The sequence below is a fragment of the Blastococcus sp. SYSU D00868 genome, from assembly GCF_054050575.1.
The window spans coordinates 71,817-89,379 of sequence record NZ_JBJGZO010000014.1; the positions used below are offsets into that span (position 1 = coordinate 71,817).

The window sequence follows — 17,563 nt, forward strand, 5'->3', positions numbered from 1 at the left end:
GCGGCGGGGACGTCGCGGCCGCGTGTCCCGGCCGGTCACCGGCGACTCGCCCGGGCACATGTCGACAGGGCTACATAGGTGTAGTTCTGCCGAGGACGGACCGGTCCGCATGTCCGTTTCATACGTCGCATCAGTCACGCGGGTCCCCCTACTCTCTGTATCAGCACGTGCGTGTCCCGTAGCCGGTGGGGAAGCCGGCACCCGACTCGTGCTAGTCCGGAGACGACAACATGACCATGCCCCAGCGCCACGCCGCCCAGCAGCACGCCCAGTACACCCGCCCCGGTGTGCCCGCGCCGCGGCCCGTCGGCCGGCCCGTCTCGGCCGCCACGATGGCCCGCCCGGTCGGCCCGCAGCACCCGGCTGCCATGCCCGTCGGCCGCCCGCCGGTCCCGGCCCCGCGCGCCTCGGTCACGTTCCTGACCGTCGCCGAGGTCGCCAGCATGATGCGCGTCTCGAAGATGACCGTGTACCGCCTCGTCCACGCCGGCGAGCTCTCCGCCGTCCGCGTCGGCCGCTCCTTCCGCGTGCCCGAGCGCGCCGTGCAGGACTACCTGCGCGACGCCTACACCGACATCGCCTGACGAAGGACCCTGCTGCCCCCCACGCCACGCTCCGCGCGGCGCGGGGCCCTGCAGCAGGGCCGGGGTGTGGCGGTCGGTCAATCGCCCCACCTCTCGAACGGGGTGTCTCCGGCTCCCGCGGCAACGCCGCCGCGGGGGTGCCGGGTACTCTCGGCTCGATGCGGCCCGGGGCATCCGCCCCAGCACGGCCGCGCACGAGCTGATCACCCCCGCGCGGGGCCCGCGACCACGGTCGGAGCCCGCGCCAGCAGACCAGGAGCACAGACCATGGGTTCGGTCATCAAGAAGCGCCGCAAGCGGATGGCGAAGAAGAAGCACCGCAAGCTCCTGAAGAAGACGCGCGTCCAGCGTCGTAACAAGAAGTGAGCTGACGCTCGTGCCGCCCGCGGTCGTCCTGGTCACCGGTGTGAGCCGGTGGCTCGGTGGCGCGCTGGCGGCCGAGCTCGCCCACGACCCCGCCATCGGGCGGGTGATCGGGGTGGACACCGTCCCCCCGTCCGCCGAGATGCTGCGCCGGCTCGGCCGCACCGAGTTCGTGCGGGCCGACATCCGCAACCCGCTGATCGGCAAGGTCATCGCCACGGCCGGTGTCGACACCGTCGTGCACATGAACATCAGCTCCACCCCGGCCGGGTCCGGGGGGCGCGGGCCGATGAAGGAACTCAACGTCATCGGCACCATGCAGCTGCTGGCCGCCTGCCAGCGCGCGCCGTCGGTGCGCCGGCTGGTGCTCAAGTCGACCACCGCCGTGTACGGCGCCTCGCCACGCGACCCCGCCGTCTTCACCGAGAAGATGCAGGCCCGCCGGGTCCCGTCCGGTGGCTTCGCCCGCGACAGCCTCGACATCGAGGGCTACGTGCGCTCGTTCGCCCGCCGCCGGCCCGACGTCGGCGTCGCGGCGCTGCGGTTCACCAACTTCATCGGGCCCCGGATCGACTCCCTGCTCACCGGGTTCCTGCGGATGCCCGTCGTCCCCACCGCGCTGGGCTACGACGCCCGCGTGCAGCTGCTGCACGAGGACGACGCCCTGGCGGTGCTGACCCGCGCCACGACCGGCGACTTCGCCGGCACGGTGAACGTCGGCGGCGAGGGCACCCTGCTGCTGTCCCAGGTGATCCGCCGGCTCGGCCGGGTGCAGGTGCCGCTGCCCTCGCCGACGCTGGGCTCGCTGGGCCGGCTCACCCGCCGGTTCGGCTTCATCGACTACTCGCCGGAACAGATGCGCTTCCTCAACTTCGGCCGCGTCGTGGACACCACGGTGCTGCGCGACCAGTTCGGCTACACCCCGCGGTACACCACCGAGGAGGCGCTGGCCGACTACGCCCGGACCGTGCCGCCGGTGGTCTCACCGGAGCTCGTCGCGGGGATCACCGGCCGCGCCGAGCGGCTGATCGGCCGGGTCGGGCACACCGCCGCCTCGGTGGGGGACCGGCTGCGGCCGGCGCCGCCGGCGCCCGGGCTGCGGGCGGTGCGCGATGCCTGAGGCGCGCGTGATCCCGCTGCGGCCCGACGACGACGAGCCGCACGTCCCCCCGGCGTCGCCGCAGAGCTGGGACGAGCAGCTCACCGACGTCCTGGAGTTCCTGCGCCGCCGGCTGGGCGGGGAGTACGCGACCGATGAGTTCGGCTTCGACCCCGACCTCACCGACCACGTGCTGCTGCCGGCGCTGCGGCCGCTGTTCAACCGCTGGTTCCGGGTCGAGACGCACGGCGTGGAGAACGTCCCGGACACCGGCGGCGCGCTCGTCGTGGCCAACCACTCCGGCACCCTGCCGGTCGACGCGCTGATGACCACGGTCGCCCTGCACGACGACCACCCCGCCCGGCGGCGGTTCCGGCTGCTCGGCGCGGACCTCGTCTTCGAGCTGCCCTTCATCGGCGCGATGGCCCGCAAGTTCGGCACCACGCTGGCCTGCAGCGAGGACGCCGAACGCCTGCTCACCGGCGGCGAGCTGGTCGGCGTCTTCCCCGAGGGCTTCAAGGGGATCGGCAAGCCCTTCCGGGACCGGTACACGCTGCAGCGGTTCGGCCGGGGCGGTTTCGTCACCGCGGCCCTGCGGGCGGGGGTGCCGATCATCCCGTGCGCGATCGTCGGGGCCGAGGAGATCTACCCGATGGTCGGCAACGCCAAGACCCTGGCGCGGCTGTTCGGCCTGCCCTACCTGCCGATCACCCCGACGTTCCCGCTGCTCGGCCCGCTCGGGCTCGTGCCGCTGCCGTCGAAGTGGCTGATCGCGTTCGGTGAGCCGATCGAGACCGCGTCCTACGGTCCGGCGGCCGCCGAGGACCCGATGCTGGTGTTCAACCTGACCGACCAGGTGCGCGAGACCATCCAGCAGTCGCTCTACCAGCTGCTGCTCAAGCGCCCGTCCGTCTTCGGCTGAGGCGAGGCGCCGGGCGTCGTCCCCGCCGCGGCGGGGCGGCGCCGTTGTGCCGGTGTCCACGTCTCCGCGGCCGGCTGACGTGGACACGTGCACACACGCGCGGGGGTGCCGCGCCCGGGTGAGGCCCACGGGAGCGTCGTCCCCGAGCCGGCCGGTTCGGCCGGGCGGGTGGCCGCCGGGCGGCCAACGGTGGACGTCGGGCGCCGGGGCGGCGCCGTTGTGCCGGTGTCCACGTCCCCGCGGCCGGCTGACGTGGACACGTGCACACACGCGCGCGAGCAGGAGTGCGCGCCTGCCCTCAGAAGACGCGCTGCAGCAGGCGGCGCGGGGCCGGGGGCAGGGGAACCGGGACGGCGGGCTGCTTGCGGCGGCGGATGGCCAGCGCGCCGCCCACCACCCCGCCGGACAGCGCGGCGGCGGCCACCGTCGGGATGCCGATCCGCGCCGCCTTGCGACCGGTGCGGAAGTCGCGGACCTGCCAGCCGCGCGAGCGGGCCACCGCCCGCAGCTCGGTGTCCGGGTTCACCGCGACCGCGGTCCCGGTGAGCGTCAGCATCGGCAGGTCGTTCGAGGAGTCGCTGTAGGCCGTGCACCGCGACAGGTCCAGCCCCTCCCGCTCGGCCAGCGCGCGCACCGCCTCCGCCTTGGCCTCGCCGTGCATGAGCTCGCCGACCAGCCGCCCGGTGTACTGGCCGTCGCGGACCTCGGCGACCGTCCCCAGCGCGCCGGTCAGGCCCAGCCGGTGGGCGATGATCCGGGCCAGCTCGACGGGGGTCGCGGTGACCAGCCAGACGCGCTGGCCGGCGTCCAGGTGCTTCTGCGCCAGGACCCGGGTGCCGGCCCAGATCCGGTCGGCCATCAGCTCGTCGTAGATCTCCTCGCCGGCCTCGACGATCTCGCTGACCTGGCGGCCGGCCACGAACGCGAGCGCGTTCTCCCGGATGGTGTGCATGTCGTCGGCGCTCTCGTTGCCGGCCATCCGGAACTTGGCCTGCTGCCAGGCGAACCGGGCGAGGTCGCGGGCGGTGAAGTACTTGCGCGCGGCCAGCCCGCGGGCGAACCAGAACAGCGACGCGCCCATCATCATCGTGTTGTCCACGTCGAAGAAGGCGGCGGCGGTCGGGTCCGGGACGACGGCCGGCGGCGGCTCCACCTCCGCGGCGGCGGCCGAGGCGGCGCCGGCGACCGACGCCCGCGTCTCCTCGCCGAGCCCCGGGTCCTCCGTACCCCGGCGACCGCGGAAGGGCAGGACCGGCACAGGCGACCTCCTCGGGCCCAGGACCGCCGCGGGATGCGGCGCGCCACCCGGCAGCGACCCTAACCGGCGCTGACGGACCCCCCGTCCGGCCGGTCAGCAGATGACGGGGTACACGCAGATCGGCAGCGGGGTGTCGATCAGCGGGGGCGGTGCGGGCGTCGCCGTCCCGGCGCCCGGCTGGCCGGGCGCGGACGGGGTCGGCAGCCCGCCGCCCGGGGCGGGCAGGGGGAGCGTCGGCAGCGCGGGCCCCGCGCCGGGGGACGGCGAGGCCCCGCCGGAGCCGCCGCCCGGGCTCGACCCGGACCCCGAGCCCGAGCCCGCCCCGGTGCCGGGATCGCCGGCGGTGCCGCCGCCGGGCTGGGGTGCCGCGGGCGTCGGCGGTGTCGCCGGCGGTGCGCCCTGGTCGCTGGTCGGGGTGTCGGGGTCGGTCGCCGGCGCCCCACCGGCGGGCGGCGACGGGACGGCGGGCGCGCCGGCGCAGATCCCCGGCACCGGCCCCAGGTCGTCGCTGCCCTCGGTCGCCGGGACGGGCGCGCACTCGAGCGCGGCCTGCACCGCCGCGACGCGGGCCTGCACGGCCCCGAGCAGGTCCAGCGACGCCTGCGCCGCCCCCGCGGTCGCGGTCGGCAGCTCGGGGCGGATCGCGGCGAGCTCGGCCGCCTGCTCCTCGCTCCAGTCGGCCAGCCGGTCGACCGGGTCCGCCTGCCCGGACTCCACGGCCGACCCGACGAGGAGGGCGGCGCCCTCGGTGGTCTGCGCGTCCATCGCCGCCAGCGTCGAGACGACGAGGTCCGGGTCGTCCTGGGCCGCGGCGAGCTCGTCGAGCCGGGTGCTGGCGAACTCGAGCAGGGTCAGCCCGCGGTCGTCGCCGGCCAGCGCCAGCTGGGTCCGCTCGGTGCCGCGCTTGAGGTCGTAGAGCAGGTCGCCGGGCTGGGCGTCGGCGGAGAGCGCGACCAGCGTGCCGAGCGCGCTCACGGCCAGCGCCGCCCCGGCGAGGCCGGCGGTGAGGCGGGTGCGCCAGCGCGGGGGCGGGCCGTCGGCGGCGCGGACGCCGAGCAGCCGCCGCGCGAGCCCGGGCCGCGGCGCCTCGGGGGTGCGCACGGCGGCCATGGCGACCAGCCGGTCGCGGGTGGCCGCGCGGAACTCCGGCGCCGGCTCGTCGTCCAGGGCGGTCGCCAGCATCTCCAGGCGGGCGACGACCGCCTCCTCCCGGTCGCGGACGCCGGCGCGGCGGGTGCGCGCGGGCGCGTCGCCGTCCTCCGTCGTCATCGCGGTCCTCCGGTCGGTCGTGGGCGGGTCCGGCCCGAGGGGACCGGCATCCGGACGGCCAACGACGGTCCCGCGGTGGGTGTTACGGGGTACTGGCGGGTAACAACAGAATTCCTGCGGCGTGCCGGGCGGGTCACCGGAGGCCCTCCGGCAGCAGGCCGGCCAGCCGCCGCACCGCGCGGTGCTGGAGCGCCTTGATGGCGCCGTCCTTCTTGCCCATGACCGCCGCGGTCTCGGCGACCGACAGGCCCTGCAGGAAGCGCAGCGAGATGCACTCCTGCTGCTCGCTGTTCAGCTGCCGCACGCAGGCCAGCAGCTGCTCGTGGGTCAGCCGGGAGACCACCGAGTCCTCCGGGCCCTCGGTGGCCCGGTCGGCGTCGCGCATGTCGGCCGTGGCCACCTCGAGCCGGTACCGGCTGCTCTTCACGTGGTCGCGCACGATGTTGCGGGCGATGGTGACCAGCCAGGCGCCGACGTCCCGGCCCTGGAAGGAGAGCGAGTCGATCCGGCGCAGCGCGCGCACGAACGTCTCGCTGGTGAAGTCCTCGGCCAGCGTCCGGTCCCCGACCCGGTGGTAGAGGTACCGGTACACCATCGTCACGTAGTGGTCGTAGAGCCGGCCGAACGCCTCGGCGTCGCCCTGCTGGGCGCGGTGCACCAGGCCCCACACGTCGACACCCCGGTCGTCGGGCAGGGTCTCGGCCAGCGCGGCCACCTCGGCGACCAGCGCGGCGTCCTCCGGGTCCGCCTCCGGGGCCAGGGCCAGGTCGTCGGCGGGCCGGCTCTCCACGGGCTCCGGCGCGGCCCCGGGAACCGGCGCCGGGGCGACGTCGGCGACCACGTTCGGCGGGCGCGCCGGCGCCGCCGTGTCGGCCGGGACGCGGGGGTGCGGCGTCGGGCGGGGGCGCGGGCTGGGCCTGCGCGGGGCGGGGGTCGGCCCGGGAGGCCCCTCGGGGACGGCGGCGGCCCGCTCGTCCACGGGGCGCGACTGGGCCATGCGGGCGTCGACCTCCTCGGCGGCCCGCACTACCCGGGACCGGTCGTTCGCATGCGCGCGCGGCCCCGGAGGGCGTGTGCGTGCTGCGGTGCTGGTCACATGGTGACAACATCGCCAGGGCCCGTCCACGCCACCCCGGGTGTCGCCCCTCTCCGGGTGTCCCTCCCACGGGTGGAGCCGCCGCGCGACCCGGAGGAGATGTCGAGTGTCCGGAGCCCCGCCCTCGCTCGCCGCGCTGGTCCGCGCCGCGGCCCGGGACCGGCCCGACGCGCCCGCGGTGGTCGCCGGGGAGACCCGGCTCACCTGGGCGGAGCTCGACGCGCTGGTCGACCGCGCCGCCGCCGGCTACGCCGCGCGCGGGCTGGCGCCGGGGGAGCGGGTGGCGGTCCAGCTGCCCAACGGCGTGGCCTGGCTGCGCGCCACGCTCGGGGCCCTGCGGGCGGGTCTGGTCGTCGTCCCGGTCAACACCGCCTACACCGACCCCGAGCTCGAGCACGTCCTCACCGACGCCCGGGCCGCCCTGCTGGTGGCGGGGGAGGACCGGGCGGAGCTCGCCGGCGTCCCCGTCTGCCCCGGGCCGCCGGAGGACGACGGCCCGCCGCCCGACGTCGCGCCCGACCCCGCCGCGCCCGCGTTCCTGGCCTACACCAGCGGCACGACCGGCCGGCCCCGCGGCGCCATGCTCAGCACGGCCGCGCTGCGCGCCAACCAGGAGCAGTGCCTGGCCATGGAGCCGCCGCCGGTCCGCCCGGACGACCGCGTCCTGCTGGTCCTGCCGCTGTTCCACGTCTACGGCCTGAACGCCGGCTTCGGGCTGGTGGCGGCGACCGGCGCCTGCGCGGTGCTCATGGAGGCGTTCGACCCGCGCGCCGCCCTGGCGCTGATGGCCGCCGAGCAGGTCACCGCCGTCCCGGGCGCGCCGCCGATGTACCAGGCGTGGCTGGCCGCGGCCGACGCCGCCGGCAGCGACGCCGACCTGCGCCGCGCCTTCGCCGCCGTGCGGATCGCCTCCTCGGGGGCGGCGCCGCTGCCCGCCGAGACCTGGACGGCGATGCGCGAGCGCGCCGCGGTCACCGTGCACGAGGGCTACGGGCTGACCGAGGCCTGCCCCGTCGTCGCCAGCACGCTGGCCACCGGACGCGCCAAGCCGGCCTGCATCGGCGGTCCCATCCCGGGCGTCGACCTGCAGCTGCGCGACACCGCCACCCACGGGGGCGACCTCGAGGCCGGGGCCGAGGAGGTCGCCGACGAGGGCCCCGGCGAGATCTGGGTGCGCGGGGACAACCTCTTCTCCGGCTACTGGCCCGACGGCGCCGACGGCCCGGACGCCGACGGCTGGCTGGCCACCGGCGACCTGGCCTACCGCGACGACGACGGCGACCTGCACCTGGTCGACCGGCGCAGCGACCTCATCCTGGTCAGCGGCTTCAACGTCTACCCGGCCGAGGTGGAGCGGGTGCTGGACGCGCACCCCGCGGTCCGGGAGAGCGCCGTCATCGGGGTGCCGGACGCGCGCACCGGGCAGGCGGTGCGCGCCGTCGTCGTCCTGGTCCCGGGCGCGAGCGCCACCCTGGAACAGCTGCAGGAGCACGCGGCGGCGTCGCTGGCCCGCTACAAGGTGCCGACGTCGGTGCACTTCCTGGGCGCGCTGCCGCACTCGCTCACCGGCAAGGTGAGCCGCGCCCGGCTGCGCGAGCTCGGGCTCACCCGCGCCGACGAGGCGGCCCAGCAGCCGGCCCGGGTGGGGGCGGGCGGCGATGGCTGAGCGGCTGCAGCTGGTGACCCGGGCCGGCTGCCACCTCTGCGAGACGGCGGCCGGTGTCCTCGCCCCGGTCGCGGCGGAGGCCGGGCTCGCCGTCACCCCGGTGGACGTCGACGCCGACCCCGACCTGCAGGCCGAGTACGGCGACCGGGTGCCGGTGGTGCTGCTCGACGGCCGCGAGCACTCCTACTTCACCGTCGACGTCCCCCGGCTGCGGCGCGACCTCGGCCTCGGGCCCGGCTGACCCCGAACGGGTGGCGTCCGGCCGGTGCCGGTATGGTCCTCACCACAGGGACCGGCATCTGCGCTGCACGAGGGCCCCTGACCCCGGCAGCGACTTTGTTCCTGCGTTCACAAGCGGTTAACGTGGGCATCGCCGGACGGCGTCTGCGTCCGGTCCCCGATGTCGTCGCTCCCCGGCAGCCGCCGGGCGGACGGCGCGCCCGCTGTGGAGACGTCCCCCGTGAACCCGTCGAGGCCCCGGATCCCGGAGGCCACCGTGGCCCGCCTGGCCGTGTACCTCCGGGTGCTCACCGGGCTCGCCGACAGCGGCCGGGGCAGCGTCTCCTCGGGTGAGCTGGCGCGCGCCGCCGGGGTGAACCCCGCCGGCCTGCGCAAGGACCTCTCCCACCTCGGGCCGTGCGGCGTGCGCGGCGTCGGGTACGACGTCCCCGGCCTGCGGGACCGGATCGCCCGCGTGCTGGGCGTCGAGCGCTCGCGGGCCTGCGTGCTCGTCGGGCTGGGCAACCTCGGCTCCGCCCTGGCCGACTACGCCGGCTTCGGCAGCCGCGGGTTCGAGTTCGTCGGGCTGTTCGACAGCTCCCCCGAGCGGATCGGGCAGGTCATCGGCGGTCGCCCCGTGCGCCCGGTGACCGAGCTGGACGAGGTGGTCGCCGCGAGCGGCGCGACGATCGGGGTCATCGCGACACCGGCCGAGGTGGCGCAGTCGGTCTGCGACCGGCTCAGCGCGGCCGGGGTGAGGAGCATCTTGAACTTCGCGCCGGTGACGCTGGCCGCGCCCGCGGGCGTCGACGTCCGCCAGGTCGACCTCTCCGTCGAGCTGCAGGTGCTCGCGTTCCTCGACACCGACCGCGACGCCCGGCAGGCGCCGGTCCCGGCGCTCGGGGGGATGTCATGAGCCTCCTGGCCGTCGGGATCAGCCACCAGACGGCGCCGGTCAGCCTGCTCGAGCAGTTCGCGATGGGCGCCGACGAGACCGTCAAGGCGCTGCACGAGCTGGTCGGCAGCGACCACGTCAGCGAGGCCATCGTCCTGGCCACCTGCAACCGGGTCGAGGTGTTCGCCGAGGTCGACCGCTTCCACGGCGGTGTGACCGAGGTCAGCCGGGTGCTCGCCCGCCAGGCCGGCGCCTCGGTCGAGGCGCTCTCGCCCTACGTCACGGTCCACTACGAGGACCAGGCCGTCGCCCACCTGTTCACCGTCTCCGCCGGCCTGGACTCCATGGTCGTCGGCGAGACCCAGGTGCTCGGCCAGCTCCGCAACGCCTACGCGCTGGCCCGCGAGCACGGCACGGTCGGCCGGGCGCTGCACCCGGTCGCCCAGCACGCCCTGCGGGTCGGCAAGCGGGTGCACTCGGAGACCGGCATCGACCGCGCCGGCGCCTCGCTGGTGTCGGTGTCGCTGGACCACGCCGAGCAGCGGATCGGCCCGCTCGCCGGCCGGCCGGTGCTCGTCGTCGGCGCCGGCTCGATGGGCGCCTTGGCCGCGACCACCCTCTCCCGGCGCGGCGCGCTGGTCACCGTCGCCAGCCGCACCCCGGAGTCGGCCGCCCGGCTGGCCGCCGCCGTCGACGGCGGCACCGCGGAGATGGCCGACCTGCCGGGCGCCATCGGCGCCGCCGACCTGCTGCTGACCTGCACCGGCGCCTCCGGCCTCGTCGTCGGCACCGAGGCGGTGGCCGCGGCGATGCGCGGGCGCGCCGACCGGCCGCTGGCCGTCGTCGACCTCGCCCTCCCGCGCGACGTCGACCCCGCGGTCGCCGGGCTGCCGGGCGTGCACGTCGTCGACCTCGCGCTGCTGCAGGGCGAGCGGACCGCCGCGCACGAGACGTCGCCGGCCGGCGCGGTCGCCGCCGACGACATCGCCGCCGCGCACGCGCTGATCGAGGCCGAGGTGGCGCTGCTGCGCGCCGAGCGGCAGGCCGCCGCCGTCGCGCCCACCGTCTCCGCGCTGCGCAGCCAGGCGGCCGAGGTCGTCGACGCCGAGCTGCTGCGGCTGTCCACCCGGCTGCCCGACCTCGACGCCCGCGCCCGCGCCGAGATCGCCCGCACCGTGCGGCGGGTGGTCGACAAGCTGCTGCACGAGCCCACCGTGCGGGTCAAGGAGCTGGCCGCCACGCCCGGCGGCGTCGACTACGCCGACGCGCTGCGCGCGCTGTTCGGCCTGGGCATCGACGCCGACGTCCCGGCCGAGGGGCCACGGCTGGCCGAGGCCGTCACCGTGGACCCGGACGAGCTCCGCTCGGGCGGCGCGTCGTGACCGCCGTGCCGGCGGTGCGCACCCTCCGGCTCGGCACCCGCGCCAGCCTGCTGGCGACCACCCAGTCGCAGACGGTGGCCGACGCGATCACCGCGGCCACCGGCGTCCCGGTCGAGCTGGTGCACATCAGCACCGAGGGCGACCGGTCCGCCGCCGCGATCGCCCAGCTCGGGGGCACCGGCGTGTTCGTGACGGCGATCCGCCGCGCCCTGCTCGAGGGCGCCGTCGACGTCGCCGTGCACAGCTACAAGGACCTGCCGACGGCGCCGGAGCCCGGCCTGGCCCTGGCCGCCGTCCCGCCGCGGGAGGACCCGCGCGACGCGCTCGTCGCCCGCGACGGCCTGACCCTCGGCGAGCTGCCCGCCGGCGCCCGCGTGGGCACCGGCGCCCCGCGGCGGGTCGCCCAGCTGCGGGCGCTCGGCCTCGGCCTCGAGGTCGTGCCGATCCGCGGCAACGTCGACACCCGCATGGCGCGGGTGGCGCCGGGCGACCTGGACGCCGTCGTGCTGGCCCGCGCCGGGCTCACCCGGCTCGGCCGGCTCGACGCGGTCACCGAGACCCTCGACCCGCTGCAGGTGCTGCCCGCGCCGGCGCAGGGGGCGCTGGCCGTGGAGTGCCGGGCCGACGACGAGGCGACCCTCGCCGTGCTCGCCCGCCTCGACGACGCCGTCACGCGGGCCTGCGTGCTCGCCGAGCGGACGACGCTGGCCACGCTCGAGGCCGGCTGCAGCGCACCGGTGGCCGCCTACGCCGAGGTCGCCGAGGGCGAGGACGGCCCCGAGCTGTTCCTGCGCGCCTCGGTGACGGCCCTGGACGGCAGCGACGGCGTCCGCGGCTCGGTCACCGGGCCGGCCGAGGACGCCGAGCGGCTGGGCCGGGAGCTCGCCGCCGACCTGCTGGACCGGGGAGCGGCCGAGCTCGTGGCCGCCTCCCGGTGACCCCTCCGACCCTCCCCCCGCCGGGCACCGCAGCCCGGCCCCAGACCCCAGAACGAGCCCCGGGAGGGGCTCTCAAGTGAAGTGGAACAGGAGCACGCGATGACGCGCTTCCGCAGCAAGAGCGGCGGGGCGGCCGGCACGGTCGTCTTCGTCGGCGCCGGCCCGGGCGACCCCGGGATGCTGACCGCCCGCGCCTCGGCGGCCCTCGGCGAGGCCGACGTCCTCGTCGTCGACGCCGCGGTCGCCCCGGCCGTGACCGCGGCCGTCCGGGAGGCCCGGCCCGACCTGGAGCCGACGACCGCGACCGGCGAGCCGGACGAGGTCGCCAAGGCCGCCGTGGCCGCGGCGAAGAAGGGCGAGACGGTCGTCCGGCTCGTCGCCGGTGACCCGTTCACCTCCGACGCCGTGGTCAAGGAGGTGCTCGCGGTCGGCCGCACCTCCGTGCCGTTCGACGTCGTCCCCGGCGTGGCGGCGGCCACCGCCGTCCCGGCGTTCGCGGGTGTGGCGCTGGGCGCCACGACGCTGACCGGCGACCTGCACGGCAGCGACCTGGTCGCGCTCGCCTCGGCGGCGCACGGCCTGGGCGCGCCGCTGGTGCTCACCGGCGACGCCGCCGACCTGCCCGACGCCGCCACCCGGCTGGTCGAGGGCGGTCTGCCGGGCGGCACGTCCGTCGTGGTCACCGCCGCCGGCTCGACCACCGACCAGCGCAGCGTCCCGGCCAAGCTGGCCGCGGTCGCCGAGAAGACCGCGGGCCTCGACGCGCTCAGCGGCGCCGTCGTCGTCACCGTCGGCGCCGTCGTCGACAAGCGCGGCAAGCTCTCCTGGTGGGAGAGCCGCCCGCTGTTCGGCTGGCGGGTGCTGGTGCCGCGCACCAAGGACCAGGCCGGCGACATGAGCGAGCGGCTGCGGGCCTACGGCGCGGTGCCGGTCGAGGTGCCGACCATCGCCGTCGAGCCGCCGCGCAGCCCCGCGCAGATGGACCGCGCCATCAAGGGCCTGGTCACCGGCCGCTACGGCTGGATCGTGTTCACCTCGGTGAACGCGGTGAAGGCCGTCCGCGAGAAGTTCGCCGAGCTCGGCCTCGACGCCCGCGCCTTCGCCGGCGTGAAGGTGGCCTGCGTCGGCGAGCAGACCGCCGCCGCGGTCCGCGCCTTCGGCATCGTGCCGGAGCTCGTGCCGGCCGGGGAGCAGTCCAGCGAGGGCCTGCTGGCCGACTTCCCCGAGTACGACGACGTCCTCGACCCGATCGACCGGGTGCTGCTGCCCCGCGCCGACATCGCCACCGAGACCCTCGCCGCGGGCCTCAAGGAGCGCGGCTGGGAGATCGACGACGTCACCGCCTACCGCACCGTCCGGGCGGCGCCGCCGCCGGCCGCGGTCCGCGAGGCGATCAAGGGCGGCGGCTTCGACGCGGTGTGCTTCACCTCGTCGAGCACCGTGCGCAACCTGGTCGGCATCGCCGGCAAGCCGCACGCGAAGACCGTCGTCGCCGTGATCGGCCCGCAGACGGCCGCGACGGCGCAGGAGTTCGGCCTGCGCGTCGACGTGCAGCCCGAGACCGCCGCCGTCGGCCCGCTGGTCGACGCGCTGGCGGCCTTCGCTCAGGCGCGCCGGGAGGAAGGCGACTCCAAGTGAGCGCCTCCGGCGGGGGGAACCCCGGCTTCGCGCGCGGGCGCCGGCTGCGGTCGACGCCCGCGCTGCGGCGGCTGACCGCCCAGACCCGGCTGTCCCCGGCCGACCTGGTGCTGCCGGTCTTCGTCAAGGAGGGCATCGCCGAGCCGCAGCCGATCGGCTCCATGCCCGGCGTCGTCCAGCACACCCAGGACTCGCTGCGCAAGGCCGCGCACGAGGCCGCGGAGGCCGGCATCAGCGGGCTCATCCTGTTCGGGATCCCCGCCGACAAGGACCCGGTGGGCTCGCAGGCCGACGCCGCCGACGGCGTGGTCAACGTCGCGCTGCAGCAGCTGCGCGCCGACCTCGGCGACGAGCTGGTGCTCATGGCCGACCTGTGCCTGTGCGAGTACACCGACCACGGGCACTGCGGCGTGGTCACCCCGGCCAAGGGTGGGGTCCGGGGGCAGGGCGGGGCGATGGTCGTCGACAACGACCCGACGCTGGACCGGTACGCCTCGGTGGCGCTGGCCCAGGCGCAGGCCGGGGCCCACGTCATCGCCCCCAGCGGGATGATGGACGGCCAGGTCGCCGCCATCCGCCGGGCGCTGGACGGCGGCGGGTACACCGAGCTGCCGGTGCTGGCCTACGCGGCCAAGTACGCCTCCTGCTTCTACGGCCCGTTCCGCGAGGCCGCCGAGGGCGCGCCGCAGTTCGGCGACCGCTCGACCTACCAGATGGACCCGCCCAACGCCGACGAGGCGCTGCGCGAGGTCGAGCAGGACCTCGCCGAGGGCGCCGACGCGGTCATGGTCAAGCCGGCGCTGGCCTACCTCGACGTCATCGCCCGGGTGGCCGACGAGGTGCGGGTGCCGGTGAGCGCCTACCAGGTCAGCGGCGAGTACGCGATGGTCGAGGCCGCCGCGGCCAACGGCTGGGTGGACCGCGAGCGGGCGATCCTGGAGACGCTGACGGCGATCCGGCGGGCCGGCGCGGGCTCGGTGCTGACCTACTGGGCGGTCGAGGCGGCCCGCCTGCTGCGCCGCTGACCGCGGGCGGGCGGCGGCACTGATGGACCACGTCGAGACCGGGGGCTCCTGGCGGTCGTTCTGGCTGGTCGCCGGGGCGCTGGGGGTGCTGCTCGTCATGGACGTGGCGCTGCCGGGCCCGGACGTCCCGCCGCTGCTGTGGGCGGTGGCGCTGGTCGCCGTCCTGGGCATCGTGGCCGCCGGGGTCCTGTCGGCCCGCCGCACGTGGACCGTCCGGGTCGGCCGGGGCGACGACGCGGAGGGCGGGGTCGCGGCGCTGTGGGTGGGGCGCGAACGGGTGCCGCTGGCCGAGGTCGACACCGCCCACCTGCGCGCCGTCCGCGAGGGGGAGGCCGGCGCCGACGCCGGCGCCCCGGTGCTCGGCGGCGGCTGGGCGGTGCCCCGCGGGCGCACCGGCATGCCGCTGCGGCTGACCGACGGGCGCACGGTCCTCGTGCCCACCCGCGACCCGGACGCGCTCGCCCGCGCGGTGCTGGCCGCCGCGCCGCCGGCGGAGGACCCCGGTGCGACGGGGCCCACACCCGGCACGCCCGGCGCGGAGGGGACACTGGGGCCGTGACCTCGCTGGACGGTTCCCGCTATCCCTACGAGGCCCCGGTCTCCGCCGAGCTGTTCGCCCGCGGCCGGCGGGTCACGCCGGGCGGGGTCAACAGCCCGGTCCGCGCCTTCCGTGCCGTCGGCGGCACGCCGCGCTTCATGGCCGAGGGGCGGGGCGCCTGGCTCACCGACGCCGACGGCCGCCGCTACGTCGACCTGGTGGCCTCGTGGGGGCCGCTGATCCTCGGCCACGCCCACCCCGCGGTCGTCGAGGCGGTCACCGCCGCCGCCCGCCGCGGGACCTCCTTCGGCGCCCCGACCGCCGGCGAGCTGGACCTGGCGGAGGAGATCATCGACCGCATGCCGCCGGTCGAGCGGGTGCGGCTGGTGAACTCCGGCACCGAGGCGGTGCTCTCGGCGATCCGGCTGGCCCGCGGCGCCACCGGCCGCCGGCTGGTCGTCAAGTTCGCCGGCGGCTACCACGGCCACGTCGACGCGCTGCTGGCCTCGGCCGGCTCCGGCGTGGCCACCCTCGGCCTGCCCGACACCCCCGGCGTCACCACGGGCGCGGCGGCCGACACCGTCGTCCTGCCCTACAACGACGTCGCCGCGGTCGAGGCGGTGTTCGCCGAGCGCGGCGCCGAGGTCGCCTGCGTGATCAGCGAGGCCGCGCCGGGCAACATGGGCGTCGTCCCCCCGCTGGACGGCTTCAACGCGCAGCTGCGCCGGATCACCGCCGAGCACGGCGCCCTGCTCGTCCTCGACGAGGTGATGACCGGCTTCCGGGTGTCCCGGTCGGGCTGGTACGGCCTGGACCCGGTCGACGCGGACCTGTTCACCTTCGGCAAGGTCATGGGCGGCGGGCTGCCAGCCGCGGCCTTCGGCGGCCGCGCGGACCTGATGGACCAGCTCGCGCCGGCCGGGCCGGTCTACCAGGCCGGCACCCTGTCGGGGAACCCGGTGGCCGTGGCCGCCGGGCTGACCACCCTGCGGCTGTGCACCGACGAGGTGTACGCGCGCTGCGACGAGGTGGCGGTCACCCTGCGCGGCGCCGCCAGCGCCGCCCTGTTCGCCGCGGGCGTGCCGCACCGGGTGCAGCAGGCCGGCTCGATGTTCTCGGTGTTCTTCGTGCCCGACGAGCGGCAGGTGCGCGACTTCGACGACGCGCGCAGCCAGGAGACCTTCCGCTACACCGCCTTCTTCCACGCCCTGCTCAGCCGCGGGGTGTACCTGCCGCCGTCGGCGTTCGAGGCGTGGTTCGTCAGCGCCGCGCTGGACGACGCCGCCGTCGAGCACGTCCTCGACGCGCTGCCGGCCGCCGCCCGGGCGGCCGCCGAGGCCACCCCCGACGAGGCGCCGCGCGCGACCGGCCAGGACCCCAGCGAGGTCAGCACCTGATGAGCGAGACCACCGTCGTCCACCTGCTGCGCCACGGCGAGGTGTTCAACCCGGCCAAGGTGCTCTACGGCCGGCTGCCCGGCTACCGGCTGTCCGAGGCCGGCGAGGAGATGGCCCGCAGCGCCGCGACGTGGTTCACCGGCGTGGCCGCCGACCCGGCGATCACGTACCTGGTGGCCAGCCCGCTGGAGCGCGCGCAGCAGACCGCGGCACCGATCGCCGAGGCCCTGCGCCTGCCGATCGCCACCGACGAGCGGCTGATCGAGGCCGCCAGCGACTTCGAGGGCCTGCGGGTCGCCGTCGGGGACGGCGCCCTGCGCGACCCGCGGCACTGGTGGAAGCTGCGCAACCCGTTCCGGCCGTCGTGGGGCGAGCCCTACGTCGAGATCGCCGCCCGGATGCTGCGCGCGGTCGAGGCGGCCCGCGACGCCGCCCGGGGCTCGGCGGCGGTGTGCGTCAGCCACCAGCTGCCGATCTGGACGCTGCGGCTGCACCTGGAGGGCCGCCGCTACGTGCACGACCCGCGCCGCCGCGAGTGCGCGCTGGCCAGCGTCACCTCGGTGACCTACGAGGGCGACCGGGTCGCCGGCGTCACCTACGCCGAGCCGGCCGGCGCCACCGACCCCGACGCGGTACCCGGGGCATGACCACCCCACGAAAGCGCTCCGCTGGCGCTCCACGCTTCCGCGGGGGCCCCGGGAGACGCCTCCTGCCCGCGCTCGCGGGAGCCCTCGTCCTCGCCGCCGGCTGCACCACCGGCGAGGGGTCGGCCGTCGACGTCAACAACGGCGGCGAGTTCCGCTTCGAGGCCGGCACGCCGTCGGGCGAGGTGATCCCCGAGGGGGAGCGGGCGACCGCCCCGGAGTTCACCGGCGACCTGCTCGGCGGCGGCTCGTTCGACTCGGCGGACCTGACCGGCGACGTCGCCGTCCTCAACTTCTGGGGCTCCTGGTGCCCGCCCTGCCGGGTGGAGACGCCGGAGTTCCAGGAGGTCTACGCCGAGGTGCGCGACCGCGGCGTCGAGTTCCTCGGGCTCACCGTCAAGGACGACGAGCAGCTGGCGCAGGCGTTCCTCGACTCCAACGGCATCGAGTACCCGGCGCTGTTCGACCCGCGCGGGGAGGTGGCGCTGGCCTTCCGGGACTACCCGGCCAACGCCGTCCCGTCCACGATCGTGCTCGACCGCGAGTACCGGGTCGCCGCCGTCTACACCGCCCAGGTGTCGCAGGAGGACCTGCGCGCCGTGCTCGACCGGCTGCTCGAGGAGGGCTGAC

At 76.7% G+C, this 17,563-nt stretch carries 18 protein-coding genes; 15 read left to right on the forward strand and 3 right to left on the reverse strand.

The genetic code is table 11. The features are described 5' to 3' along the window. Positions 1–230 precede the first annotated feature (230 nt). From ACI79F_RS13735 to ACI79F_RS13750, 4 genes are all read left to right on the forward strand, one after another. Positions 231–584 (forward strand): helix-turn-helix domain-containing protein, encoded by a 354-nt coding sequence (locus tag ACI79F_RS13735; RefSeq protein WP_456544769.1) that lies wholly within the window; start codon positions 231–233, stop codon positions 582–584. A 267-nt stretch (positions 585–851) separates the two neighbouring features. After that, on the forward strand, positions 852–950 hold the full coding sequence (locus ACI79F_RS13740) for a 30S ribosomal protein bS22 (RefSeq protein WP_012854759.1): 99 nt from the start codon (positions 852–854) through the stop codon (positions 948–950). Between the two features lie 10 nt (positions 951–960). Then, the gene (locus ACI79F_RS13745) at positions 961–2,067 is read left to right on the forward strand and encodes an NAD-dependent epimerase/dehydratase family protein (protein WP_456544770.1); all 1,107 of its coding nucleotides are present in this window, start codon (positions 961–963) and stop codon (positions 2,065–2,067) included. Then, complete coding sequence (locus ACI79F_RS13750) at positions 2,060–2,968, forward strand: lysophospholipid acyltransferase family protein (RefSeq protein ID WP_456544771.1); 909 nt, start codon at positions 2,060–2,062, stop codon at positions 2,966–2,968. Before ACI79F_RS13745 ends, ACI79F_RS13750 begins: the two co-directional genes overlap by 8 nt. A gap of 298 nt (positions 2,969–3,266) precedes the next feature. On the opposite strand, the gene ACI79F_RS13755 is transcribed toward ACI79F_RS13750, so the two are convergent. The 3 genes from ACI79F_RS13755 to ACI79F_RS13765 form a co-directional block, all read right to left on the reverse strand. Then, positions 3,267–4,226, reverse strand: a complete 960-nt coding sequence (locus ACI79F_RS13755) for an HAD family hydrolase (RefSeq protein WP_456544772.1) — start codon at positions 4,224–4,226, stop codon at positions 3,267–3,269. Between the two features lie 93 nt (positions 4,227–4,319). Next, positions 4,320–5,495, reverse strand: a complete 1,176-nt coding sequence (locus tag ACI79F_RS13760; protein ID WP_456544773.1) for a hypothetical protein — start codon at positions 5,493–5,495, stop codon at positions 4,320–4,322. Positions 5,496–5,628: 133 nt separating this feature from the next. Beyond that, positions 5,629–6,492, reverse strand: coding sequence for a sigma-70 family RNA polymerase sigma factor (locus ACI79F_RS13765; RefSeq protein ID WP_456544774.1), 864 nt, complete (start codon positions 6,490–6,492; stop codon positions 5,629–5,631). Between the two features lie 205 nt (positions 6,493–6,697). Here ACI79F_RS13765 and ACI79F_RS13770 point away from each other — a divergent pair, with 205 nt between their 5' ends. From ACI79F_RS13770 to ACI79F_RS13820, 11 genes are all read left to right on the forward strand, one after another. After that, positions 6,698–8,257 (forward strand): AMP-binding protein, encoded by a 1,560-nt coding sequence (locus tag ACI79F_RS13770; protein WP_456544775.1) that lies wholly within the window; start codon positions 6,698–6,700, stop codon positions 8,255–8,257. Then, the gene (locus ACI79F_RS13775) at positions 8,250–8,498 is read left to right on the forward strand and encodes a glutaredoxin family protein (RefSeq protein ID WP_456544776.1); all 249 of its coding nucleotides are present in this window, start codon (positions 8,250–8,252) and stop codon (positions 8,496–8,498) included. Before ACI79F_RS13770 ends, ACI79F_RS13775 begins: the two co-directional genes overlap by 8 nt. Positions 8,499–8,657: 159 nt before the next feature. Next, positions 8,658–9,392, forward strand: coding sequence for a redox-sensing transcriptional repressor Rex (locus ACI79F_RS13780; protein ID WP_456544777.1), 735 nt, complete (start codon positions 8,658–8,660; stop codon positions 9,390–9,392). Next, positions 9,389–10,753 carry a glutamyl-tRNA reductase gene (locus ACI79F_RS13785; RefSeq protein ID WP_456544778.1) on the forward strand — a complete coding sequence of 455 codons (1,365 nt, stop codon included), beginning with the start codon at positions 9,389–9,391 and terminating at the stop codon, positions 10,751–10,753. The genes ACI79F_RS13780 and ACI79F_RS13785 overlap by 4 nt, the downstream gene beginning before the upstream one ends. After that, positions 10,750–11,691 carry a hydroxymethylbilane synthase gene (gene hemC, locus ACI79F_RS13790; protein ID WP_456544779.1) on the forward strand — a complete coding sequence of 314 codons (942 nt, stop codon included), beginning with the start codon at positions 10,750–10,752 and terminating at the stop codon, positions 11,689–11,691. Before ACI79F_RS13785 ends, hemC begins: the two co-directional genes overlap by 4 nt. Positions 11,692–11,790: 99 nt before the next feature. After that, positions 11,791–13,329, forward strand: coding sequence for a uroporphyrinogen-III synthase (locus ACI79F_RS13795; RefSeq protein ID WP_456544780.1), 1,539 nt, complete (start codon positions 11,791–11,793; stop codon positions 13,327–13,329). Beyond that, positions 13,326–14,354 carry a porphobilinogen synthase gene (gene hemB, locus ACI79F_RS13800; RefSeq protein ID WP_456544781.1) on the forward strand — a complete coding sequence of 343 codons (1,029 nt, stop codon included), beginning with the start codon at positions 13,326–13,328 and terminating at the stop codon, positions 14,352–14,354. The genes ACI79F_RS13795 and hemB overlap by 4 nt, the downstream gene beginning before the upstream one ends. A 22-nt stretch (positions 14,355–14,376) precedes the next feature. Continuing rightward, positions 14,377–14,913 carry a DUF3093 family protein gene (locus ACI79F_RS13805; protein ID WP_456544782.1) on the forward strand — a complete coding sequence of 179 codons (537 nt, stop codon included), beginning with the start codon at positions 14,377–14,379 and terminating at the stop codon, positions 14,911–14,913. After that, entirely contained in the window at positions 14,910–16,289 is a 1,380-nt protein-coding gene (gene hemL / locus ACI79F_RS13810) for a glutamate-1-semialdehyde 2,1-aminomutase (RefSeq protein WP_456544783.1), read from the forward strand. The genes ACI79F_RS13805 and hemL overlap by 4 nt, the downstream gene beginning before the upstream one ends. Further along, positions 16,289–16,936, forward strand: a complete 648-nt coding sequence (locus ACI79F_RS13815) for a histidine phosphatase family protein (RefSeq protein ID WP_456544784.1) — start codon at positions 16,289–16,291, stop codon at positions 16,934–16,936. Before hemL ends, ACI79F_RS13815 begins: the two co-directional genes overlap by 1 nt. Next, a complete protein-coding gene (locus ACI79F_RS13820; RefSeq protein WP_456544785.1) occupies positions 16,933–17,562 on the forward strand; it encodes a TlpA family protein disulfide reductase in 630 nt (209 codons plus the stop codon). The genes ACI79F_RS13815 and ACI79F_RS13820 overlap by 4 nt, the downstream gene beginning before the upstream one ends. Position 17,563: the final 1 nt, after the last annotated feature.

Coding starts and splice junctions, on each gene's coding strand:
- ACI79F_RS13765 (WP_456544774.1), bottom strand. CDS start 6,492: ATGGCCCAGTCGCGCCCCGTGGACGAGCGGGCCGCCGCCGTCCCCGAG.
- ACI79F_RS13795 (WP_456544780.1), top strand. CDS start 11,791: ATGACGCGCTTCCGCAGCAAGAGCGGCGGGGCGGCCGGCACGGTCGTC.
- ACI79F_RS13780 (WP_456544777.1), top strand. CDS start 8,658: ATGTCGTCGCTCCCCGGCAGCCGCCGGGCGGACGGCGCGCCCGCTGTG.
- ACI79F_RS13805 (WP_456544782.1), top strand. CDS start 14,377: ATGGACCACGTCGAGACCGGGGGCTCCTGGCGGTCGTTCTGGCTGGTC.
- ACI79F_RS13760 (WP_456544773.1), bottom strand. CDS start 5,495: ATGACGACGGAGGACGGCGACGCGCCCGCGCGCACCCGCCGCGCCGGC.
- ACI79F_RS13820 (WP_456544785.1), top strand. CDS start 16,933: ATGACCACCCCACGAAAGCGCTCCGCTGGCGCTCCACGCTTCCGCGGG.
- ACI79F_RS13815 (WP_456544784.1), top strand. CDS start 16,289: ATGAGCGAGACCACCGTCGTCCACCTGCTGCGCCACGGCGAGGTGTTC.
- ACI79F_RS13750 (WP_456544771.1), top strand. CDS start 2,060: ATGCCTGAGGCGCGCGTGATCCCGCTGCGGCCCGACGACGACGAGCCG.
- ACI79F_RS13775 (WP_456544776.1), top strand. CDS start 8,250: ATGGCTGAGCGGCTGCAGCTGGTGACCCGGGCCGGCTGCCACCTCTGC.
- ACI79F_RS13740 (WP_012854759.1), top strand. CDS start 852: ATGGGTTCGGTCATCAAGAAGCGCCGCAAGCGGATGGCGAAGAAGAAG.
- ACI79F_RS13735 (WP_456544769.1), top strand. CDS start 231: ATGACCATGCCCCAGCGCCACGCCGCCCAGCAGCACGCCCAGTACACC.
- ACI79F_RS13785 (WP_456544778.1), top strand. CDS start 9,389: ATGAGCCTCCTGGCCGTCGGGATCAGCCACCAGACGGCGCCGGTCAGC.